Genomic DNA, 21,098 nt, shown 5'->3' with positions numbered 1-21,098 from the left:
GTTCTCATTCCTGTGATTACCAGGAGTTTGTTACATTCAGAAACCCGGTTTATTGGTCTAATTTCTACTAATTTTAGACTGGAATGTCGAAGTAATGCGATCGCTCACGGTTTTGGGCAGGTCTTATTGGCGAAATCACAGCTATAAATATAGGGTTTCTGCCAGTTCAGAGGAATTTCTAATAAATCCCTGCTTCCGGTCATTCCCTGTCCCAGAAAGAGCAGCACAGCGATCGAGCTCAAGATGACATGGATAGTGCGCCAGCGATTTGAGCGGTCTTTGTAAATGTCTTCAATGATGGCAAGAGAAAAAACCATAATTAGCGCAGCGGTGATGCCAATGTAGTAGTGAGACCAATACCATTCATTGGTTCGCCGATAAACGCCATCTTGAGTGCCAAGAATCACCAAACCAGTACCTGTTAGGGTGGCAAATAGGCCGCGCCATAAAGCGGGTGTCGCTCGATATAGCATGACCAAAGAGGCGATCGTTGCAACAAACATCAGCACAATGAAAATGACCTGAAACGAGTTTTTGCTCCAAACATCCTTGCTCCAAATATGCTCAAAAATCGGGTAGGCTAGACCCAACAACGTCACTCCTACCACCGAACCTGACAGAATTCGACCTGCTTTGACGTGTTCCGGGCCGACTACAGGTGGAATTTTGCTCTTGGTGTCGATCGCAATTTGCTTCCGACGCTGCATGGTTTGCCACCCCATATTGAGAACAATACCCACCATAGGAAAAACAATCGCTACAGCTAAAATAGGATGCAGCAAAGCCAGAAAATCTTTAAATTCCATAGATCACCTTTTTGTTGAAGAGGGTTGGCTTCATCAACCCGGTTTTTGCGATACATAATATCATACCCGGCGATCTAAGCACAGTAAGTTTGCAGTCAGGACTAATAGTGATTATTCACCCGCATATAGAGGGCTAAATTCCTGACTGCAACCACGCTTTATGAAGGGTAACTCACCGGAAATGTTGATAAATCAGAAGATATATAGCCATCCTAAATCATTTGTGAAATTCTTACTCCCTCCCCTTGATAAGGGGAGGGTTGGGGTGGGGTAAAAAATTTACGACTCATTTAAGATTGCTATAGCAGTTGTCTATTGGGTGAGGTACAGCTTTCTCAATTACCCAATTACGCAATTACAATTACCTTATTCTCAGGCAAATGAAAACTGCTCGCGGTAATGTCAGTGGCGGTTAGCGACTAATTCCCTGCATCACTTTGAGCCTCTATGTTACTCAGCCTTTCAGTATGGAATAACTTCTCGCGAGAATGAAAGCACATCTGCGCCGAACTCAAGGAAATGACTCATATCAGCTACAATTTGAAGACCTAACCTTGAACGGTTTAACCCGTGAAGTTTATCGAGGCAGTCAACTAATTGAACTCACTGCAAAAAAGTTTGATTGGCTAGATTTTATGCTGCGAAATCCCCGTCAACTTATTAGTCGCGACCGAATCTTAGAAAAAGTCTGGGGTTACGATTTTATGGGCGAGTCAAACATTATTGAAGTGTATATTCGTGCGTTACGGATTAAATTAGAAGCAAGTAACTCCAAACGCCTGCTGCCTAGTGTTGGGGGAGTTAGATACGTGTTGCGAGAGCAAAAGTGATGAGGGGCGGATTTACAAATACTTCGCAGATAAAGTATAGATACTGGTGAACCCGCTCCTATTATACTACCTATTCTTTTGTAAAAAATAGACCTAGAAATCCGGTCGTTCCTGATAATCTTCCGCAGAACTAGGGTCTAATTCCCAGCGACTTTCATCTCGATGTTCAAGCATATTTGTTGTGTTCAAAATAGCGCCATCGGGCATTTCTATGCCCGCAGCGGCTCCCAGTTCGTCAACAATATCCAGGTCGGGAGTAGGTGCGGTTCCGCCCACCGATTGCTCGCCAGTGGCACTTTCTTGTTCCGCAGCAGGATCGCCATCCTCACCGCCGATTTGGGAACTGCTGGAGGAGTAGTCCGAACTGCTGTCCTGCAGGGTTGTTATGTCGTCTTGGCTCACCCCCGGTTGATCGATGACGCCGGTACCGTAAGATTCGGTAATTTCTTGAGGCAATTCGCCTAAATTATCGCGTTCTGTTGTTGTTTTTGCGTTGCTTTTCTTTGGCTGTGCCACGATACTTGCTCCTGTTTGTTTTTGAACTCAATTAAATTAAAAATGTCCGAATTTGGCTTTAACTGAATTGTTTTTAGTAATTGCCGCTGGCTATAATTAAGTGGAATAATAATCCCTATTTAAGCTTTTAGCTTCTATCCCAGGAAATATATGGATTCGGCTCAGCTATTTCATTGGGAATACAAAAAGCGATCGCCCGTTTGAAAAGGGCGATCGCTTTTTAATTCGGAGGCTAATGCTATTCGGGAAAATCAGGGATTACCCATTTGGGGGGTTCCGTCCGTTTCCTTCTCACCGCTTCCTCTGCTATTTCTAGCATTTTATCCAGAGAAGTATTTTCAATAAAGTTAGACGTTGCTTCTGCGTATTCCCGCTTCGGGCACTTGTCGCCCAGAACGCAGCCATTGACGCAAGCTACAGCACAATCGACAGTGTTCTCCACCATAACTTTTTTCCTTTCACGGTTCCAACAACTAGCAGGCAGATGCTCTGGGTTAATTTGTCAAGAGACTGCCCTCTATGTTTATTTTACTTTACAAACTGGTTTCAAAGGTCGATCGCCAGCGCAAAACTGTTATAAAATCAAAGCAACCTACCTAATCTGCCGATCGTGAGTAATTTTCTGCGGCGCTTAAAACTTTTACCTTGGCGAGAAATGCTGCAAATTGCCGCTCTCGTCAACTGCATCGTGGTTGGATTGGAGCTATTTTTAGCCTGGGGTTTCACGCAATCGCGGGCAATCCGCAACGGGTTGACGCTTCTCTACGGTTCCTCCCTCGGGATATTGATACCTTTTGCAGCAGCAGTGGGAATGGGAGCTTTAGCAGTGTACTTTTTAGAGTATTGGCAACAACAATTTTTGCTCAACCGAATTAGTTTGTGGGTTTTAGTTTTGTGCCTGCTCTTGGGTTTGGTTTTAAAATCATTCCTACCCATACCTGCTTCTTTAGCAAGTTTATCAGAAACTGCACTAATAGGAATTATGGTGGGAGTTTTTTGGAAGGGCCGGCCTTATTGGCGATAGTCAGGCCATTTTAGATTTTAGATTTTAGATTGGCAATGACTGATGAAAATTCCAATTTCGAGCTTGTCTACAGTTGCATTTTTTTGTGAATATAGTATCATTAGTCATTGGTCATTGGTTATTAGTCTATATGTAGGGTGCGCTAAGCGCACCTTACCGCTTCAAGCAAGAAATTCCTTCTTCCTTCTTTCTTCCATCCGTTAAATCCGTTACAGAAGGCGTTGCCGAACTTCCTTCTTCTTATGGCAGCCAAAAATCTGGAATGAATGTTTTAGTCAAACTGCGAGTAAACTGATTAATCTTTCTCCCGATTTGAATGTGCGGTTCGTCAGCTTCCACGGGAATAATTGCCGCTTTGTTTCCGATTCCGAAACGCGAAATTACCAAATTTGCCGCCTCCAAACCAGTAACATAAGCCTTTTCCTGCGACCAAGAACCGTGACGGGTCACAACCCAATCGCCGCTCATCAATACATTATCGTAACTTGTTACCGCAGGCAACAAATACTGATAGCTACCAGGGGCAAAATGCGTTACCGCCCGCGACAGCCGAATCGCGCTGCTGTCAATTACTTTTGCCCCCCGAAAAGCCGGAATGCAAGTCGCTAAATCCCGCTGAACTAAGCTAACAATTTCCTCATCTTTGAGGGGAATTAATTGATTTGCGTGATAAAAGTCAGCTTCTACAACTGTTCCAGGTTCTGAGCGGAATTCGTCGTGCAAAGCATTCAAATCAAAAAACGTCCAACCCGTAGTTGAACTAAACCCAAAACAGGCATTAGAAGGCAGCGGGATGTCAATTTTCCTGTCAAACCAGAGGCGAACAGCTAACACGTCAACTGCACCCAGATTCATCGCGTCCCGAAACTCTTGGCGGCTTTGCAAAGCGGGGCTGCTGCTGATAATTTTTTGCATTCCCGTGACCCCAACTGCAAAAATAACCGCATCTGCATCGAAGGTTTCTTCGCCGCAAACAACGCCTGTTGCTCGGTTGTTCCTGTCAACTCTTAAATCACTAACTCGCTGCTTTGTCAATACTTTTGCGCCGAGTTTTTCCAGGCGTTCGACCCAGGGACGAAAGATTTTTTCTCCGACTGTCCCGCGACACCAAACTACATCAAAATCCGGTTGGTGTGCTAATATGAAATAATAGAGCATTCCCAAAGCGGCGGCAGCAGAACACTGTTCTCCTGGTGCAAATAAACCTACTAATAACATCGGTTCAAAAGCATCGCGGTACAGCCTTGCAGAAACACCAAACTGTTTGAATAGTTCGCGGGCTGTGACGCGATCGTACCTGCGCCACGCTTCGTCGGAATTGTCGAAATCTAGGACGGCGTAGAGTAAGGGCAAGGCTGAAAGCCGATCGACTAATGGCACCCTTTTAAATTTGGTATAAAGAAATGTTCCTAACGGTGTGGGAAGCCACGGTTCGTCCTGAAAAATCGGCGATTCTACTTCCAATCCGGCAGGTGAATACTGACAAGAACGAGTCCAAGGCGTGAAGGGAGCGAGTCCTAATTCCTTGACTAAGGAAAAGATATTTTTGTAGGGATACCAGAAGCCATGAATGCCTGCTTCTACGGAACGCCCACCGGCGGTTTTCCACCCCGCAACTAAGCCACCCGGATAAGGGCCTGCTTCTAACAAAGTTACGTCATAGCCTTGCTGGGCTAGGTGATAGGTAGCGCCTAAACCGGCCCATCCTGCACCGACGACGACTATTTTTGGGGTTGACGATTCTGCTGACATTGCGTACCTCTTGATAATTTATTAATGATGACATAATTCATAAAACCCGGATTTGATATAAAATGTGTTGAATTATGTGCTAAATTTCGCTTGAGTGAATAATGAGTGTCAAAAACCGCCAGCAGACTAACCTGTTCCTGCTCTTATTTCCCGCTACCGCATGGCTGATGGTTTTCTTCATTTTGCCAGTGCTAATTGTACTTTTGTACAGTTTCTTAGAACGCGGTACTTACGGCGGTGTTACTTGGGTATTTACTCTCAGCAACTACCAGCGTTTGTTCAGCGGACTTTTCTTAGGAGTAATTGGGCGATCGCTCTGGCTGGCTTTTCTGACAACAGTAGCTTGCTTGTTAGCTGGCTATCCCCTCGCATTCTTCATCGCCACCCGTTCTCCCCGCTGGCGAAATGCTTTGCTTTTGTTGGTAATTATTCCATTTTGGACTAATTTTTTAGTGAGAACCTACGCCTGGATCATACTCCTACGTAGCGAAGGAGTAGTTAACACAGCCTTGCAAAGCCTGCTAATTATTAGCGAACCGTTAAACTTGCTTTTTACGCCTTTCGCTGTGGCGATCGGTCTTATTTACGGCTATTTACCTTTCATGGTTCTGCCTTTATATTCTAGCATAGAGCGCTTCAACTTTTCATTGGTTGAAGCCGCTCACGATTTAGGGGCCAATGACCTTCGTACTTTTTGGCGCGTATTTTTACCATTAACAAGTCGCGGCATTGTTGCAGGCTCTATTTTAGTTTTTGTTCCCGCCGTCGGCGCTTTCATTACACCGGATATATTAGGGGGGTCTAAAACAGTTATGGTGGGAAATTTGATTCAAAATCAGTTTATGAAAGCCCGCGATTGGCCTTTTGGGTCGGCGCTTTCTATGCTGCTAACTGTAATCATATTGATTCCGGTTTTAATTTACTTCCGCGTGTCTGATGAAACTCAATAAGGTAAGGTATACACGAATCGTTGCACCCTGCGTTTAGGTTAAGATGCGCTAATGATTAATGACTACTGACTAATGACTAAAACAAAACTAGATTTACTCGTGCGGGCGATCGGCAAAAAGTGGCTTTGGGTACAAGCTGTACTAGCATTAGCCTTTCTTTACTTGCCAATTCTCATCTTAATTATTTACTCCTTTAACGCCTCCAGATTCAATGCCGTTTGGCGCGGCTTTACCCTCGATTGGTACCGCAGTTTGTTTAGCAATGCAGGCGCGACGATTGCTACGAGTAGCAGCGCCGGAATCTGGACAGCACTCAACAACAGCTTGCTAATTGCAGCTATTTCGACTGTGTTAGCAACCGTTTTTGGTACAACGATCGCGCTAGCGCTGGAACGCTTTCATTTCCCGGGGCGCAAAGCAGTAGAAGCTTTACTGTTTTTGCCGATTATTATGCCCGAAATTACGATCGGCATTTCGCTGCTAGTTTTCTTTACCCTAGTATTTCGGATCGTAGAAAATCTCACGGGAATTCGCCTCAATCTTGGCTTACCTACCGTAATTATCGGTCACGTTGTCTTTAATATTTCCTTTGTGACTATTACTGTCAGGGCGCGTTTGGCGGAACTAGATCCGATATTAGAACAAGCCGCTTTTGACTTGGGCGCTAACGAATGGCGGACTTTTTGGCGCATCACTCTCCCCCTAATTTGGCCCGCTATTTTCAGCGCGGCACTGCTGGCTTTTACTCTGTCGCTGGACGATTTTGTCGTGACATTCTTTACCACCGGCGTCGGTTCAGTGACGCTGCCGCTATTTGTTTACGGCATGATAAAATTTGCAGTGACGCCCGCGATTAATGCCATTTCAACTTTGATGTTGTTCGCTTCCTTATTGCTGGTTTTATCATCGTTAAAGGTTCAGAAAACTTAAAAACTTTACTTTTCTGTGTCATAATTATTTTCGTCTGCAACTAACACAACCTATGAAACGCCTGCTGACTTTCCTACTTTTGTTTGTGATGAGTGCAACGGTGGCTTTCGGCTGTAGCCCCACAGGTGGCAACCAGCAGCAAGTGCTCAGCATTTACAATTATGCAAGTTATATCGCCCCAGAAGCGATCGCCCAATTCGAGAAAGAGAACAATGTTAAAGTTCAATACGACACTTTCGAGAACAGCGACGCACTCTATGCCAAACTCAAACAGGGAAACCCGGGTTACGACTTAATATTTCCCGCCGATTACATGGTGAAAATCATGATCGCAGAAAATATAATTGAGCCTCTGAATTTAAACAATATTCCCAACCAAAAAAACCTAGAACCTAAGTTTATCAATCAAGCTTTTGACCCGGGGAATAAATATTCCCTGCCCTACCAGTGGGGAACGATGGGAATTGGCTACAACGTGAAAACAACCAAGGGCGATATCAACAGTTGGGCGGCGATGTTCGACCCGAAATATACCGGAAAAGTGGCGTGGCAAGATGATGCCAGATACACATTTGCAGGAGTTTTAATGTATTTAGGATTTGATCCAAATACAACCAATCCCGAAGAGATTAACAAAGCCCGCGATTTGCTGATTAAAAGTAAAAATATCATTGCAGCTTTTGTCCCCGACACGGGACAAAATATGCTAGATCAAGGAGAAGTAAGTCTGACAATGGAATGGAGTGGCGATGTTTTCCAAGTTATGAAAGAAAATCCCAATCTCCGCTACGCTATTCCCAAAGAAGGAACAATCATTTTTTCTGACAACATGGCAATTCCCAAAGGTGCGCCCCAGAAAGAGTTAGCGGAGAAATTTATTAACTTTATTTTGCAGCCCGAAGTAGGCGCTAAAGTGTCTAATTTTACCCACTTCGGATCGCCCAACAAAGCAGCAATCGATCAAGGTTTAATCGACCCGAACGATTTGAAAAACCCTCAAATTTACCCGCCTGCTGAGGTGTTTGGCAAAATGAAATTATTGCAGGATGTCGGGAAAGCAACTGCATTGTACGATCGAGCTTGGACGGAAGTTAAAGCAGGGGCCGGAAAGTAGATATAAAACAGGTTTCTGCCGGGGCTGGTTTACTTTAATTTTTAGCTTGTTTTGGAGTTGCACCATTCTCAAGAACAGGCAAGATGCCTGTTCCACAAAGAATAAATTTCTTGTGGAACGGGCATCTTGCCCGTTCCTAAACAAGTAATTGAGAATGGTGCAAGATATCAGTTTAACCGGACTCGAACTCAGATTTTATCAATCATACATACTAACACAATGCACGCTGTCGAAGTTTTAGACGTTTCCAAAGTATTTAAAAGTGTCCGCAGTCAAGATTTCTTAGCTGTAGACAACCTCAACCTGCAAATTTACGATCGAGAATTCTTTTCTTTACTCGGCCCTTCCGGCTGCGGCAAAACTACAACTTTGCGAATGATAGCGGGTTTTGAAATTCCCACAGCGGGCGAAATTTACATTCACGGTCAACCGATGCAAAATCGCCCGCCATTTCACCGCCCTGTGAATACGGTATTTCAAAATTATGCTTTATTTCCGCACATGACAGTAGCACAAAATGCCGCTTTTGGGTTGGAAATGGAGAATTTGCCTCAGAAAACAATTCGCGATCGCGTTGCTGAAGCCTTAGCATTAGTACAGTTAACCGATGTAGAAAAACGCTATCCCCGCCAACTGTCAGGGGGACAGCAGCAGCGAGTAGCGCTAGCAAGAGCATTAGTCAAACAGCCGTCTGTTTTGCTGTTGGATGAACCCCTAGGAGCGCTGGATTTAAAATTGCGTAAAGAGATGCAATTAGAATTAAAAAAAATGCAGCGCAAATTGGGAATTACGTTTATTTATGTAACTCACGACCAAGAAGAAGCGCTAACTATGTCGGACAGAATTGCAGTTATGGATGGAGGAAAACTGCAACAAGTCGGGACGCCTGTTGATATTTATGAATATCCTAAAACGCGGTTTGTTGCTGATTTTATTGGCGACAGCAATTTTTTAAGCGGGCAAGTAGTAGAAAAGCAAAACGGTCAAATAATAGTGTTGGTTGACCAGCAGTTACCCGTGTTAGTTGCGACAGCAGAAGATATGCCCGCTGGTAAAGTTGTTACCCTAGTGTTGCGGCCAGAAAAAGCTGCTATTTACCCGGCTAATTATGATGTTGAAAATAGCTGGCCGGGAATAGTAGAAGAGGCTATTTATATTGGCACTGACACTCGCTATACGGTGCGGTTGACTGCTAAAAGTTCGATCGCCCTTCGCCGACAAAACTTGCACAGAGATGACTTGCAGCGACACAAAGTCGGCGACAGCGTTCGAGTTGCCGTGCCGCCGGAAAGTATCTGCATTTTATGAAAAATTCTGCTTAATTCAATCTCTTTTACTCCCGTGATTGCGAAGGAGGTTCCGCTTCTTCGGGCGGCGGAATCTCCGAAGGAGTCGATTCCGGCGACGGCGAAGAAGTTTCCGCTTCGGGTGGCGGAATTTCCGCAGGAGTCGATTCGGGCGACGGCGAGAGACTCTCGGCCCCGGGCGAGGGAATTTCCGCAGGGCTCGATTCGGGCGACGGCGAGGCACTCTCCGCCCCGGGCGAGGGACTCTCCGAAGGACTCGGGGCGGGAGTTTCCGGCGGTGGCGGAAGTTGTTCGGGCTCTGGCTGCGGGCTTTGGAGGCTTTGCACCCACAAACCTAAACCGCCGCCGGCTAATATCAGCCCCAACAGCCCCAGTAGGGGCAGCGGAAGCTTGGATCGCCGTTTTTGAACGGGTTCCGGGGCGGGGGAAGTGTCGGGGTACAACAACTGTTTGGACGATTCAGAAAGCTGAGATTCAGGAATCCTCCCGGACTTCTGGAGGGATCGCGGCAGGGACGGCGGCAGCGACACCGAGCCTGACACTGGCGCTGACACTGGCGCTGACGCCACCGCCGGATCAAACAGTACCAATCTCTCCGGCGACATCCGACAGTGAGTCGCCACCACGGAGGTGTTGTCATAACCGTTTTTCTCGTTGGCGAGACGAATCCAAGACTGAACCGCGGCTTCCAAAGACATTTTGCCTTCGAGCACCTCTGGGCCGTAATTCTCCCAAGAGCGCTCTACCCAGTCGTTGTCGCTCAAACCGTCGGAACACAGCAGCAGTAAGCCTTCCTCTTCGACAATAAATCGCTGAATCGTCGGGCGCAGGAAATCGGCGTCCCGCGTGCCCAAAGCTTGAGTCAGGGCTCCTGCATCGGCTCGCAGTTGAGTTTCCCAGTACAAACAGTGTCCTAGCTGGACTTCCCTTGAGGCTACGTCGTCGTCCACAGTCAGCCGGTGACAGTAATTTTTGCCAATCCAATAAGCCCGGCTGTCTCCAACATTGACTAAATAAAGTTCGTGACTGTTATTCGAGGGCAAATCCTCGGAAATTTTCACTTTTTGAGGCAACTGGAGGGCCATCACCAAAGTTGTCCCCATCCGCTGTCGCAACTCTTTTCCCTGCTCGTTATTTTGAGCGGAAATCACATTATTCACAACTCTCACTATTTCTTCGAGTTGCTTGATGACCATTGCTGGCGTCATCAACTCTTCTTGTTCAGCAATTTCTGCGAGCAAATTTTGGATTAAAGCTTTCAGGGACTGCACGGCTAATTGACTGGCAACTTCTCCTCCTTCGTGGCCTCCAACCCCGTCGCAAACCATTGTCAAGTAAGGAATTAGTTTGTCGTTCCCTGAAGTTTTGCTAGATTGAAAATCAGTAGCAACCGGATAGCAACTGTCTTCATTTTGGGAGCGCTGCGGCCCTGTATCAGTCATGCCGACTACTTCTAAGTGCAGAGGCAATTTAGCGGCTTGTTCTAATAGTAAATCGTTTAGTTCCAGGCCGATCGCCTCGAAATTCATGCTGCTGCGGCGCATAAACTGACAAATCTCTCCGAGTTTCGCCTGCACCTCGGGTTGCGCTGATTCCACCAAACCTGACCACACATCTCCCAAATCCCGCAGCGTCGGTACAAAATTGCCCCGGTGCAGTTCCAGCAGGCGTACCCGCCAACCTTCCACCCGCAAATTTTCCGGTACCAGCAAACTCGAAGCGACTCCCTGTTCCGACAGCGGCGCCCACAGTTGGAGCATTTGCCACAGCCAGTAAACTTGGCGCGCGGCGCTTGTCCCCGACCAAGATTCTAAAATAGAAGGATACAGGCGACCGAAATTATTGATGGGCACATTTTCCAACAACAGCACCTCTTCCGCTTCCGGTGCTTCCCCCAGGGAACAAAAACCGTATACTTCCGGCGTATGCAGCCGTTGGGGATACAAATGCAGGTAAGGCATAATGCTATCCGGCAGTTGTTCCGGGACGCTGGGAGGCAGAACTGGACGGCTGTCGAGCCAGATTTGGGGTGCAATGACAAAGTATCGATCGGCTATTACCTTACCCGTCGGCACTTCCTCGGCTGCTTGCCCCACCACCCACACATAGCGATAAATTAAATCCGTTTCGCACGCTGCACAGTGCTGGCGCCCAAAGGTATTACGGGGATCTGGACAGCTAAGATTCGGGCAATAAATGGGTTCGGAGAAACTGCTGATCATATCGAAATAGTTTGTGTAATAAAAACATTCTGAAGATATATGATTCGCAAGCCCAAATTCATGAGCTTGAGAATAAACTGATTTTAGCCCCTATCAATTTCTTAACTGCCTTTGGGCCCGTAGAAATTGTAGTTTCTGCCAGTCTGCACCGGCTTAAATTGTAATTTAAGTTACTAAACTCAGACTTGGAGTACGATGGAAGCCTCAACCTGGTACCGCTGCGCGAAAAATCGCTATGAGGGCCAGCAAGTCGCAAACCCTTGCACAGTCAGTTGTTTGCATTTCTTAAATCTTAAATTTCCAATCTAAGATCTAAATAGTATCACCTATTCTTTTTATGATCTGGACTCCGACGCTCCTTTGGCTGCTAGCTGGGTCTTTGCTGTGTTTGGCAGAGCTATTTCTCCCGACTGCTTTTGTCGCTTTTCTGATGGGACTGAGCGCCTTCGCCGTAGCTGGATGCTCTCTAGTTCTACCTTACGTTAATTTACAAATATTCCTGTGGATGGTATTTTCGACAGTTTTTGTGCTGCTGTCTCGGCGGTTGATACCACAAGGCAACGCAAGGGCGATCGCAGATTCTCACGAAGCAAAAACTTTAACAGAAATTCCCCCCGGAGAAGCCGGCCGAGTCATTTATGAGGGGAATTCTTGGCAAGCTCGCTGCGAAGACACGAAGGCCACTATCCCCCCCAACCAAAACGTAATTGTCGTCGGACGGAAAGGCACTACTCTGATAGTTTTGCCAGAAAATCTCTTGCATTCTTAAACAAAATGCGTAATTAATCACAGCCAATTAGTAGTTAGTCATTAGTCAACATTTAACAGTCAACAGTCAACAGTCAACACTCTATATTTATAGGAGGCGACCGTGGAACAATTTTTTTTACTTGTATTTTTAGCGCTCGGCGGCTCAGCCCTCGCAGGTTCAGTCAAGATTATCAATCAGGGAAATGAAGCGCTGGTGGAAACTTTAGGTAAATACAGCGGCAAGAAACTGGAACCCGGTTTGAATTTTGTCACGCCGTTTTTCGATCGCGTCGTGTACGAGCAAACAATTCGCGAAAAAGTCTTAGATATTCCTCCGCAAGCTTGTATCACCCGGGATAACGTTTCCTTCACGGTTGATGCTGTGGTTTACTGGCGCATTGTAGACTTGGAAAAAGCTTGTTACAAAGTAGAAAATCTCCAGTCAGCAATGGTAAATATGGTGCTGACTCAAATTCGCGCCGAAATGGGTCAACTGGATCTCGAACAAACCTTTACTGCTCGTTCTCAAATTAATGAAATCTTGCTCAGAGATTTAGATATTGTTACCGATCCTTGGGGAGTGAAAGTAACGCGGGTAGAATTGCGCGATATTATCCCTTCTAAAACTGTACAGGAATCGATGGAATTGCAGATGGCAGCCGATCGACGCAAGCGGGCGGCAATTCTGACATCAGAGGGCGAACGCGAGTCAGCAGTTAACAGCGCCAAAGGTAAAGCAGAAGCGCAAGTTCTGGATGCAGAAGCGCGCCAAAAAGCGACTATTTTGGAGGCGGAAGCTCAACAAAAGGCGATCGTCCTGAAAGCTCAAGCAGAACGCCAAAGTCAGGTTTTGAAAGCTCAAGCTACTTCTGAGGCCTTGCAAATCATCAGCAAAACTCTGCAAAATGACCCCACGGCCCGGGAAGCTTTACAATTTTTGTTAGCTCAAAACTATCTAGATATGGGTCTAAAAATTGGCACCAGCGACAGCAGCAAGGTGATGTTTATGGACCCGCGCAGCATTCCGGCGACGCTCGAAGGAATGCGCTCGATAGTGGGGGAAGGTAATAATAATGAGGCGAAAAAGTAGTCTTAGCTAGAATGGGCGATTGAAAGAGACTGGTAACTCTGTATGAGGGATGAAATTGCTCCTACAGAGTTACCATAAATAACAAAAATGATTGTGCAATCACGCAGCACATTGTTAAATAATCGGCGTTGCTGAATTAAGATATGATTGATTCTGATAACAATTCACAAAAAACAATTCAACACAAGTCATCTTCTAGGGAATGTCCTGAATGTAAGTCAACTCATATCAATAAAAATGGGCGAAAAAAAGGTAAGCAGAACTACCTGTGTGTTAACTGTGGGAGACAATTTATAGACTGCTATCAACCTCACAGAGGTTATCCTCAAGAAGTTAAAGACGAATGCCTAAAAATGTATGTTAATGGCATGGGGTTAAGGGAGATTGAAAGAGTCAAAGGTGTACATCATACGACAATTATGAATTGGATCAAACAACTAGGATAACTCCTGGCCAATTTTCATGAGGTACAGACAATTACCGAAATTGGATAATTAGAAACATTCGTCGGCTCACAAAAAACAAAGTTTGGCTTTAGACAGCGGTATATCAGTTAAAAACAAGTATGTGAGGATGGGTACTAGGAGAGCATAGTAACAAAACATTTAAACCTTTATGGGACGTAGTTAGTAAAGGTAAATGCTATTTTTATGTGACGGATAACCCGAAAGTTTACCCGATGTTTATTCCCGATGGAAACCCGATTAATCCGAGGTTGGGTTTGACTCACGCCCAGAGCACCATTCTCCTTTAACAAGCTTTCGGGCCTGTTCCACAAAGAATGAATTTCTTGTGGGTGGGATCTTAGAGCCAGCCCATAAAAGCCTTATTGAGAATGATGCAAAATCTCAGATTTCACCCTTTTTAAATTGGCTAACTCTATCTTGAAATCGCCTGGTATCTATTTAAACATCGATATTCAGGCAACTTCTCTTCGCCGTCAACCTAATAACTCGACACAGTTAAAACGATCGCCTCCCTATCTCCCAACACCAAACCATACTCCAAACCCTCAACAACCGCTTGATAAGAAGCATCCAAAATATTACCAGAAACCCCCACAGTCGTCCAGCGGTCTTGACCGTTACTAAACTCAACCAACACGCGAGTTTTAGCCGAAGTTCCCGCACCGGAGTCCAGAATCCGCACCTTGTAATCTGTCAGGTAAAAATGGGCGATCGCCGGATAAAAATTCACCAAAGCTTTCCGCAAAGCCGCATCCAAAGCCGAAACCGGGCCGTTTCCTTCGGCAGCTTCCAAAATATTTGTACCGTTTACTGACAATTTGACCGTGGCCAAAGCCGTACAATCTTCGCCAACCTTATCGCAGTGGACTTGAAATCCCTTAATTTCAAACCACGGCGGCCGTTGTTCCAAGGCTTCCCGCATTAACAATTCAAAAGACGCCTCAGCACCCTCAAATTGATATCCCTGACTTTCCAAATCTTTCAATTTTTCTAGAATTTGGCGGCAAGCAGGATTTTTGCGATCGAGATCCATTCCAAAAGTGCGCGCTTTTGCCAAAACATTGCTCAAACCCGCTTGATCCGAAATCACAATTCGCCGCCTGTTGCCAATTTTTTCCGGTTCCAAATGTTCGTAAGTTAACGGATTTTTCTCAACAGCCGATACGTGGATTCCGCCCTTGTGAGCAAAAGCCGAAAGACCCACAAAAGGAGCATGATCATCGGGAGCAAGATTGACAATTTCGCTGATCGATCGACTTACTTGAGTTAATTTAACTAATTGCTCGTCTTCAATGCAATTATGACCCAACTTTAGCTGAAAATTAGGAATTAAGGAACATAAATCGGCATTGCCGCAGCGTTCGCCGTAACCGTTAATAGTTCCCTGTACCATCGTCACCCCTTCCTGCACAGCAGCCAAAGCATTAGCAACTGCAACTCCCGAGTCGTTGTGAGTATGAATTCCTAACTGCACAGGTACTTCGCGATTGGTTCCTAAAGCTGCTAAAACATCGCGAACAACCTGACTGACTTCGTGAGGTAAAGTACCCCCGTTAGTATCGCAAAGCACCAGCCATTCTGCACCGGCATCCGCCGCCGCTTCTAAAGTTTTAATAGCATAATCTCGATTGTGCTTGTAGCCGTCAAACCAGTGTTCGGCATCGTAAATAACGCGCCTTCCCTGACTCCGCAAATATTCAATTGTATCTCGAATCATCGCCAGATTTTCTTCTAGCGTCGTCTTCAAACTTTCAATAACGTGCAAATCCCACGACTTGCCAAACAGCGTCACCCAGCGAGTACCGGCGGACAAAATAGCCTGCAACATTTCATCATTAGCTGCTGTAGTTCCCGGCCGCCTAGTCGAACAAAAAGCTACCACTTCTGCTTGAGTTAGGGGCTGTTCTTTGAGACGCCAAAAAAATTGTACGTCTTTAGGATTCGCCCCCGGCCAGCCGCCTTCAATAAAGGGAATTCCTAAACTGTCTAACTGCCGAGCAATTCGCAGTTTGTCTTCGAGAGATAAGGAGAGTCCCTCACACTGAGCACCGTCTCGCAGCGTGGTATCGTAGATCCAGAGCCGATTTGTCATGGGAAATTGCGATCGAGAAATTGGTAATATATCACTTACCATATTAGATGAATTTATTTGAATTTAATGCGATAATATATAGGAAAATTAACATAAATCTAACTGGGGTAAATTGCTGTGGTCAAGGTACAAGCGCAAGGAAAAACATTTGAGTGCGATCGCGGAGCGAATCTCCGTGAAGTTTTGCTCAAAAACGGCATCGATCTCTACAACGGCAACGCCAAAGTCATCAACTGCCACGGCTTCGGCACTTGCGGCACCTGCGCCGTCACCGTCGAGGGCGAAGTTTCCGAGTCCCAGTGGCGCGAAAAAGCCCGCCTTTCGGTTCCTCCCCATTCTTCCGCCTCCAATCGCCGTTTGTCCTGCCAAACCAAGGTTTTAGGCGATATTAAGGTGACAAAATATGAGGGTTTCTGGGGTCAAGGTTCTGAAACTGTCTGGAAACCCCAAGCATAGATTTTTTGTTAAGGAAGGCAGATAGGACGATCGCCTTGCCAGATAATCTGTAAGACTTGTGCAAGAATTCTAACTGTAAGGTGCAGACGGGGCACCTTACCATAAAGAAACCCGAGAGGTCAAAAAAGCCAGAAAGTCCATATAAAAGTTAATGAATTCATCTAAAGATATTCTGATTATTGGCGGCGGAATAATTGGCCTTTCGCTAGCAGTAGAACTGAAATTGCGAGGGGCATCTGTCGCAGTTCTTACCGCCGATTCTAAACAACCGACGGCCCGGGCTGCTGCTGGAATGCTTGCCCCGCAAGCCGAACGAATTCCCCCCAGTCCGATGCTGGATTTGTGCTTGCAAAGCCGCGCACTGTATCCCGCCTGGGTGGAACAGCTAGAGAATATTACCGGATTGAAAACGGGGTATTGGCGTTCGGGAATTCTCGCGCCAGTGTGTCAAAATGAGCCTCAAGAAAAGCCACTTTTGTCAACCCTTAACTCTCAATGGTTGGACAGAGATACTGTTCGCCAGCACCAGTTTGGATTAGGTCAAGAAGTAATTGGCGGTTGGTGGTATCCTGACGACGCTCAAGTAGACAACCGCGCTTTATTTCGGACGCTTCAGGCCGCAACTAAAGAATTGCAGATTGAGATTATTCAAGGCAATGCCGGGGAAATTATTCGGCAGGGAAACCGAGTTGTTGGCATTGAAACAACAGCAGGAAAATTCCAAGCAGACCGTTATGTTTTGGCGGCGGGTCCTTGGTCTGAGAAATTATTAGATATTTCTGTTTTTCCCAGAAAGGGACAAATGCTGTCAGTATGTGTACCAGAAGATTGTGGAGTTATCCAGCCCCTGCAAACTGTTCTATTCGGGACTGGCATTTATATTGTGCCGCGTCAAGATGGCAGAATTATTATTGGCGCAACTAGCGAAAATGTCGATTTCACGCCGGGAAATACGCCTGCGGGAATGCAAAGTTTGCTAGCAGGAGCGATTAAGTTATATCCCGAATTACAAAACTATCCAATTTTGGAGTTTTGGTGGGGATTTAGGCCGGCTACTCCTGATGAATGGCCGATTTTAGGTGCTAGTGCTTGGGAGAATTTGACATGGGCTACGGGGCATTACCGCAATGGCATTTTGTTGGCTCCGGTGACGGCTAAATTGTTGGCTGATTTGATGTGGGAGCAAAAGTTAGATCCGTTATTGGCTGCTTTTCATTATTCGAGGTTTCCTGAATCTTGGAAGTTGGAAAATGCTAAATAGTGAGATTTTTTGCTTTTTTTAAGACGAGGCAGAGCCGGGTAACGAAAAACGAAACTCAACCAAAAAGATATTTTTTGCTATAATCTAATCAGCACAATACGGTTTTGTAAGTTATGACTTTCAGTGATGTGGTCGAGACGATCAAGAATCTTTCTACTGACGAGAAGCAAGAGCTTCAACTGTTGTTGAAGCAATATCTCCGGGAAGAACGTCGCGAAGAGATGTATCAAAACTTTAAGTCAGCGCAAATTGAAGAACAAAAAGGTGAACTGAAATTTTTCGCTAACATCAATGAACTCAGAGTAATGATAGAGGAATAATCGTGGAAGTCAGTTTCAGTTCTTCATTCAAGCGTGCTTTCAACAAGCGGATCAAAGGCGATGCTGATTTGGAGGCGAGGTTTTGGCAAAAGCTGGAACAGTTCATCAGAGAGCCGTTTGAACCAAGCTTAAAAACTCATAAATTGTCCGGTAGGCTCAAGGAGTTTTGGAGTTTTAGCGTAGATTACGACGAAAGGGTACTTTTCTACTTTACAGAAGACGGAAAAGCTGTGTTTGTAGATTTGGGAAGTCATGATGAAGTATATTAATCGACACAACACTTGCTACAGTAATCTGTCTCTGTAGGGCGCACACTACACACCTTACCGCTGTAAGTAGCGCGCCAAACCATTTTTTGGTAAGTCTTGAATTAGTTCGCATCCTGTTTTTTGGGTTGGTTTAATTCCCTGCATTTAGCGGCAGCCAAATCGTAAGCATTTTGGTAATCGCTACCGCCTAACATCAAATCGCCGTAATATTCATAAGGTTGATTGCCATAAATCGGCAGCGGGTCGTCTTCAGGATAATCTTCTTTTGATTCTTCGAGGATTGCTTTGAGTTTCTTGACGCTGAAGCGCTGGACTGGGAAGTAATGAATGTCTTGAGCGATGAAACCGAGATGGGGAAAGGTTGGGTCAACAATTCGCTCGTCGAGTTCAATCCAGCTATATTCAATGGGTTTATATGGCACTCCCGGCACGGCTAAAAAGCCTTGAACATAAATCGCGCCCTCGGTGGCTAACGCTGCTTTACAGGCGTTGTCAAAGCAGTTTTTACGGTTGCTTTTGATGCGAGCGGCCATTTCAATAGAAAGCGTCTCATCTAATAGTTCGGTCATAACCCATTTCTAGTCGCGTGTGCGATTAGATTGTAGCAAATCAGAGCTATCTCCGAACACAAAAAACGCAGGCAATTGCGATCGCTCCTCAAATTCTATTTTCAAGGAATTGAGCCAAAATCCTCTGCGGTTCTGGATGTTGTGTCAGCTTTGGTTTCCGAGATGAGCCGTTTGTCGATCGCCCCTATAGCCCGCCAATAACAAATTTTCGCCAGTAGCCAAAATTTTGAACCTGCGATCGAGTTGGGGTAGAACCCGGTACGGTAAAGTGTGGCACAGACGATGCAAGCAAAAATAGCGGCATACATCACCGAAAGTCGATCGTGCAACCAACAATCATATTAATGCCTTCCGATGCAGCGATTTGTTCGGCGGCTGACAGGCTTCACAGTTTTTTCTGCAAACAAAGTTGAGTTATGACGATTCTCGCTGAGACATGGGAATATCCTCGGATTGGTAACAACCGGGAAATAAAGAAAGCCCTGAAAGCATTTTTTACTGGGAAATTAGAGACAGATGCTTTATTGCAGACTGTTCCCGCGCTGAAAAATATGGTAAAGTCTGCTACAGTGCTGCAGCAAGAAACCAATGCGAGTTGAAAATAACAAGCGGCAAGGTAGCTTTGGGTATTGACAGAATCTGTTCATTCACCAAAATATGCTGACCATTGGATACACTGCTTGAAATGGATTTTTCATGCCTGGTTGATGCCTGGTGATTTGTCATGTAAATCTGCCTATCAATCCACCTTTGAAGTGGCAGGTTGATACGGTTCTCCATCACTTACCATTCCTAACTGAATTAATTGTCTAGCAAAGATGATCATTTGCAACGACGGTTAATAGAGCCATCCCCTATCTCACCTTTGCTTGAAATCATGGCGACATAAAATTCCACCCAATAAATTATTATTCTCCTAACAGGTAAGGAGAAAATACAACTCAATTGGCGGCAATGATTAGCAATTAGTACCGCATTTTGTTATGATTAAGTACGTCAAAGCGGGGATAAGCTTCAGCTTGGCTAAACCACAAAAAAGAGGAGCTAATGAACTAAATATTATCAGCAATTTTGTAAACTATGGGTCAATTTTCAACCGCAATTCACCCAATTACCTGCAATAAAACCCTGCCCAAAATAGCCAGCTTCTCCTGATGGTAAGCTAAGCAATTCTCCACACACCATAGATATACTGAATGAAAACCGCGATCAAAAAGTCGGATTTTGTGCTAGCTCCTTATATGAAGAGCAACAACTTGAAAGCTAGTTGCCAAATACTCAATACAGTGGTTCCTTATACATTCTTATGGTTTTTAGCCTTTAAAGCTGCTGCCATTTCTGTATTCCTGCTCCCGCCCATAATGGTGTTGATGACCCTTTTTTCAGGACGTTGTTTCTCTTTGATGCACGATTGCGGACACTATTCTCTTTTTAGTTCCAAAAAAGTCAATCGCCTTATGGGTTTTCTGCTAGGTATTATCAATGCGATTCCTCAGTACCCCTGGTCGAGGGGACACGCTTATCACCACAAACATAATGGTAATTGGGATATGTACCGAGGCCCTTCGGCGTTGATATCCACCGAAAAATTTGCGGCGCTAAGCCCCTTTAGTCAAAAGATGTATCAGTTACTCAGACACCCATTGATGCTGTTTCCCGGTGGTTTTTTCTATCTAATTATTAAGCCACGACTCGCGCTAATCTTGGGAATTACTGGTTTTATCAGACATATTTTTGCTTGTCTAAATCAAGATTTAGGCATGGGTTTATCTGCAATCATTGCTTCTTATAAATCCAAACATTGGTATACGACGGCTGAGTTTTGGGATTTACTGTTCAACAATATTTGTGTTGTTGGTAGCTGGATTTATCTGAGCCACTTACTTGGTTTTGGCTTTTTCTGGAGTGTTTACTCAATTGTCATGACCTGTTCAGCAGCGATATTTATCTGTATTTTCTTTGTTCAGCATAATTTTGACGGTTCCTACGCTCATAAAGCCGAGGGTTGGGACTATCTTCTTGGCGCAATAGAAGGCAGTAGTTACCTAAAATTACCAACTCTTCTCAATTGGTTTTCGGCTGATATTGCTTACCACAATATTCATCATCTCTCTGAGCGGATACCTAACTATAATCTTCAGGCCTGTCACAATGCTAATATTCACCTGCTTGCTAATTCAAAATCCCTAACAATTCGCGATATTCCTGACTGCTTCCAATTCATTCTTTGGGATGCTGCTTCAGATAGTCTGCAATCGATTAAATTATGGCAACAACAACAAGAAATCCCCTTCAGTAAGGTAGCTAATTAAAATCGGTTGCAATAAATTTGGTGGCTTTTTTAGCACCAAAATCCTATGATTAGGAATGCAG

The 21,098-nt window shown here is 45.1% G+C and carries 22 protein-coding genes and 1 pseudogene; 15 read left to right on the top strand and 8 right to left on the bottom strand.

All coding sequences use genetic code 11. The annotated features are described in order from the left end of the window. Window positions 1-104: 104 nt before the first annotated feature. Window positions 105-806, bottom strand: a complete 702-nt coding sequence (locus tag QUA47_RS01345) for a DUF4079 domain-containing protein (RefSeq protein WP_333429404.1) — start codon at window positions 804-806, stop codon at window positions 105-107. A 488-nt stretch (window positions 807-1,294) separates the two neighbouring features. On the opposite strand from QUA47_RS01345, the gene QUA47_RS01340 reads away from it, so the two are divergent. Beyond that, entirely contained in the window at window positions 1,295-1,636 is a 342-nt protein-coding gene (locus QUA47_RS01340; RefSeq protein ID WP_333429403.1) for a winged helix-turn-helix domain-containing protein, read from the top strand. Between the two features lie 93 nt (window positions 1,637-1,729). On the opposite strand, the gene QUA47_RS01335 is transcribed toward QUA47_RS01340, so the two are convergent. Continuing rightward, window positions 1,730-2,152: a DUF6335 family protein gene (locus tag QUA47_RS01335; protein ID WP_333404170.1), complete on the bottom strand. Its 423-nt coding sequence runs from the start codon at window positions 2,150-2,152 to the stop codon at window positions 1,730-1,732. A gap of 238 nt (window positions 2,153-2,390) precedes the next feature. Continuing rightward, entirely contained in the window at window positions 2,391-2,597 is a 207-nt protein-coding gene (locus QUA47_RS01330; RefSeq protein ID WP_006634408.1) for a hypothetical protein, read from the bottom strand. Window positions 2,598-2,762: 165 nt separating this feature from the next. On the opposite strand from QUA47_RS01330, the gene QUA47_RS01325 reads away from it, so the two are divergent. Beyond that, complete coding sequence (locus QUA47_RS01325) at window positions 2,763-3,176, top strand: peptide chain release factor 1 (RefSeq protein ID WP_333429402.1); 414 nt, start codon at window positions 2,763-2,765, stop codon at window positions 3,174-3,176. Between the two features lie 240 nt (window positions 3,177-3,416). On the opposite strand, the gene QUA47_RS01320 is transcribed toward QUA47_RS01325, so the two are convergent. Beyond that, complete coding sequence (locus QUA47_RS01320) at window positions 3,417-4,928, bottom strand: FAD-dependent oxidoreductase (RefSeq protein ID WP_333429401.1); 1,512 nt, start codon at window positions 4,926-4,928, stop codon at window positions 3,417-3,419. Window positions 4,929-5,029: 101 nt separating this feature from the next. On the opposite strand from QUA47_RS01320, the gene QUA47_RS01315 reads away from it, so the two are divergent. The 4 genes from QUA47_RS01315 to QUA47_RS01300 all read left to right on the top strand — a co-directional run bounded on the left by QUA47_RS01315 (window position 5,030) and on the right by QUA47_RS01300 (window position 9,230). Then, entirely contained in the window at window positions 5,030-5,878 is an 849-nt protein-coding gene (locus QUA47_RS01315; protein WP_333429400.1) for an ABC transporter permease, read from the top strand. A gap of 72 nt (window positions 5,879-5,950) precedes the next feature. Continuing rightward, the gene (locus QUA47_RS01310; RefSeq protein WP_190734178.1) at window positions 5,951-6,808 is read left to right on the top strand and encodes an ABC transporter permease; all 858 of its coding nucleotides are present in this window, start codon (window positions 5,951-5,953) and stop codon (window positions 6,806-6,808) included. 52 nt (window positions 6,809-6,860) lie between these two features. Next, window positions 6,861-7,922 carry a spermidine/putrescine ABC transporter substrate-binding protein gene (locus QUA47_RS01305; RefSeq protein ID WP_333429399.1) on the top strand — a complete coding sequence of 354 codons (1,062 nt, stop codon included), beginning with the start codon at window positions 6,861-6,863 and terminating at the stop codon, window positions 7,920-7,922. A gap of 219 nt (window positions 7,923-8,141) precedes the next feature. Then, complete coding sequence (locus QUA47_RS01300) at window positions 8,142-9,230, top strand: ABC transporter ATP-binding protein (protein WP_333429442.1); 1,089 nt, start codon at window positions 8,142-8,144, stop codon at window positions 9,228-9,230. Window positions 9,231-9,255: 25 nt separating this feature from the next. Here QUA47_RS01300 and QUA47_RS01295 read toward each other — a convergent pair whose 3' ends face one another. After that, window positions 9,256-11,451, bottom strand: coding sequence for a protein phosphatase 2C domain-containing protein (locus tag QUA47_RS01295; RefSeq protein ID WP_333429398.1), 2,196 nt, complete (start codon window positions 11,449-11,451; stop codon window positions 9,256-9,258). Window positions 11,452-11,788: 337 nt separating this feature from the next. Between QUA47_RS01295 and QUA47_RS01290 the strand changes: the two genes are divergently transcribed. The 3 genes and pseudogenes from QUA47_RS01290 to QUA47_RS01280 all read left to right on the top strand — a co-directional run. After that, window positions 11,789-12,220, top strand: coding sequence for an NfeD family protein (locus QUA47_RS01290; RefSeq protein WP_333429397.1), 432 nt, complete (start codon window positions 11,789-11,791; stop codon window positions 12,218-12,220). 102 nt (window positions 12,221-12,322) lie between these two features. Beyond that, window positions 12,323-13,291: an SPFH domain-containing protein gene (locus QUA47_RS01285; RefSeq protein ID WP_333429396.1), complete on the top strand. Its 969-nt coding sequence runs from the start codon at window positions 12,323-12,325 to the stop codon at window positions 13,289-13,291. 143 nt (window positions 13,292-13,434) lie between these two features. Beyond that, window positions 13,435-14,027: pseudogene (locus tag QUA47_RS01280) on the top strand (IS1 family transposase); the annotation flags it as partial. Window positions 14,028-14,236: 209 nt separating this feature from the next. Here QUA47_RS01280 and cimA read toward each other — a convergent pair. After that, window positions 14,237-15,892, bottom strand: a complete 1,656-nt coding sequence (cimA, locus tag QUA47_RS01275) for a citramalate synthase (protein WP_445302474.1) — start codon at window positions 15,890-15,892, stop codon at window positions 14,237-14,239. Window positions 15,893-15,967: 75 nt separating this feature from the next. Between cimA and QUA47_RS01270 the strand changes: the two genes are divergently transcribed. The 4 genes from QUA47_RS01270 (at window position 15,968) to QUA47_RS01255 (ending at window position 18,156) form a co-directional block, all read left to right on the top strand. Continuing rightward, entirely contained in the window at window positions 15,968-16,306 is a 339-nt protein-coding gene (locus QUA47_RS01270) for a 2Fe-2S iron-sulfur cluster-binding protein (protein ID WP_333429395.1), read from the top strand. A gap of 151 nt (window positions 16,307-16,457) precedes the next feature. Beyond that, window positions 16,458-17,567: a glycine oxidase ThiO gene (gene thiO / locus QUA47_RS01265; protein ID WP_333429394.1), complete on the top strand. Its 1,110-nt coding sequence runs from the start codon at window positions 16,458-16,460 to the stop codon at window positions 17,565-17,567. Between the two features lie 113 nt (window positions 17,568-17,680). Continuing rightward, window positions 17,681-17,887 (top strand): hypothetical protein, encoded by a 207-nt coding sequence (locus QUA47_RS01260; RefSeq protein WP_333284565.1) that lies wholly within the window; start codon window positions 17,681-17,683, stop codon window positions 17,885-17,887. Between the two features lie 2 nt (window positions 17,888-17,889). Next, window positions 17,890-18,156 (top strand): type II toxin-antitoxin system YafQ family toxin, encoded by a 267-nt coding sequence (locus QUA47_RS01255; RefSeq protein ID WP_333429393.1) that lies wholly within the window; start codon window positions 17,890-17,892, stop codon window positions 18,154-18,156. A 101-nt stretch (window positions 18,157-18,257) separates the two neighbouring features. On the opposite strand, the gene QUA47_RS01250 is transcribed toward QUA47_RS01255, so the two are convergent. Both QUA47_RS01250 and QUA47_RS01245 read right to left on the bottom strand, forming a co-directional pair. Beyond that, a complete protein-coding gene (locus QUA47_RS01250; RefSeq protein WP_190734193.1) occupies window positions 18,258-18,725 on the bottom strand; it encodes a hypothetical protein in 468 nt (155 codons plus the stop codon). A 101-nt stretch (window positions 18,726-18,826) separates the two neighbouring features. Then, window positions 18,827-19,054 (bottom strand): hypothetical protein, encoded by a 228-nt coding sequence (locus tag QUA47_RS01245; RefSeq protein ID WP_333429392.1) that lies wholly within the window; start codon window positions 19,052-19,054, stop codon window positions 18,827-18,829. Between the two features lie 87 nt (window positions 19,055-19,141). Here QUA47_RS01245 and QUA47_RS01240 point away from each other — a divergent pair, with 87 nt between their 5' ends. Further along, window positions 19,142-19,324: a hypothetical protein gene (locus tag QUA47_RS01240; protein WP_333429391.1), complete on the top strand. Its 183-nt coding sequence runs from the start codon at window positions 19,142-19,144 to the stop codon at window positions 19,322-19,324. A gap of 597 nt (window positions 19,325-19,921) precedes the next feature. Beyond that, the gene (locus QUA47_RS01235; RefSeq protein ID WP_333429390.1) at window positions 19,922-21,037 is read left to right on the top strand and encodes a fatty acid desaturase; all 1,116 of its coding nucleotides are present in this window, start codon (window positions 19,922-19,924) and stop codon (window positions 21,035-21,037) included. Window positions 21,038-21,098 lie beyond the last annotated feature (61 nt).

This window comes from Microcoleus sp. MON2_D5, from assembly GCF_036701905.1.
Lineage (GTDB): Bacteria > Cyanobacteriota > Cyanobacteriia > Cyanobacteriales > Microcoleaceae > Microcoleus.
The sequence above is the reverse complement of the archived record's forward strand: the minus strand, read 5'-3'. Positions and strand labels throughout refer to the sequence as shown.

Coding starts and splice junctions, on each gene's coding strand:
- QUA47_RS01345 (WP_333429404.1), bottom strand. CDS start 806: ATGGAATTTAAAGATTTTCTGGCTTTGCTGCATCCTATTTTAGCTGTA.
- QUA47_RS01340 (WP_333429403.1), top strand. CDS start 1,295: ATGAAAGCACATCTGCGCCGAACTCAAGGAAATGACTCATATCAGCTA.
- QUA47_RS01330 (WP_006634408.1), bottom strand. CDS start 2,597: ATGGTGGAGAACACTGTCGATTGTGCTGTAGCTTGCGTCAATGGCTGC.
- QUA47_RS01320 (WP_333429401.1), bottom strand. CDS start 4,928: ATGTCAGCAGAATCGTCAACCCCAAAAATAGTCGTCGTCGGTGCAGGA.
- QUA47_RS01315 (WP_333429400.1), top strand. CDS start 5,030: ATGAGTGTCAAAAACCGCCAGCAGACTAACCTGTTCCTGCTCTTATTT.
- QUA47_RS01310 (WP_190734178.1), top strand. CDS start 5,951: ATGACTAAAACAAAACTAGATTTACTCGTGCGGGCGATCGGCAAAAAG.
- QUA47_RS01305 (WP_333429399.1), top strand. CDS start 6,861: ATGAAACGCCTGCTGACTTTCCTACTTTTGTTTGTGATGAGTGCAACG.
- QUA47_RS01300 (WP_333429442.1), top strand. CDS start 8,142: ATGCACGCTGTCGAAGTTTTAGACGTTTCCAAAGTATTTAAAAGTGTC.
- QUA47_RS01295 (WP_333429398.1), bottom strand. CDS start 11,451: ATGATCAGCAGTTTCTCCGAACCCATTTATTGCCCGAATCTTAGCTGT.
- QUA47_RS01290 (WP_333429397.1), top strand. CDS start 11,789: ATGATCTGGACTCCGACGCTCCTTTGGCTGCTAGCTGGGTCTTTGCTG.
- cimA (WP_445302474.1), bottom strand. CDS start 15,892: ATGGTAAGTGATATATTACCAATTTCTCGATCGCAATTTCCCATGACA.
- thiO (WP_333429394.1), top strand. CDS start 16,458: ATGAATTCATCTAAAGATATTCTGATTATTGGCGGCGGAATAATTGGC.
- QUA47_RS01260 (WP_333284565.1), top strand. CDS start 17,681: ATGACTTTCAGTGATGTGGTCGAGACGATCAAGAATCTTTCTACTGAC.
- QUA47_RS01250 (WP_190734193.1), bottom strand. CDS start 18,725: ATGACCGAACTATTAGATGAGACGCTTTCTATTGAAATGGCCGCTCGC.
- QUA47_RS01240 (WP_333429391.1), top strand. CDS start 19,142: ATGACGATTCTCGCTGAGACATGGGAATATCCTCGGATTGGTAACAAC.
- QUA47_RS01235 (WP_333429390.1), top strand. CDS start 19,922: ATGAAAACCGCGATCAAAAAGTCGGATTTTGTGCTAGCTCCTTATATG.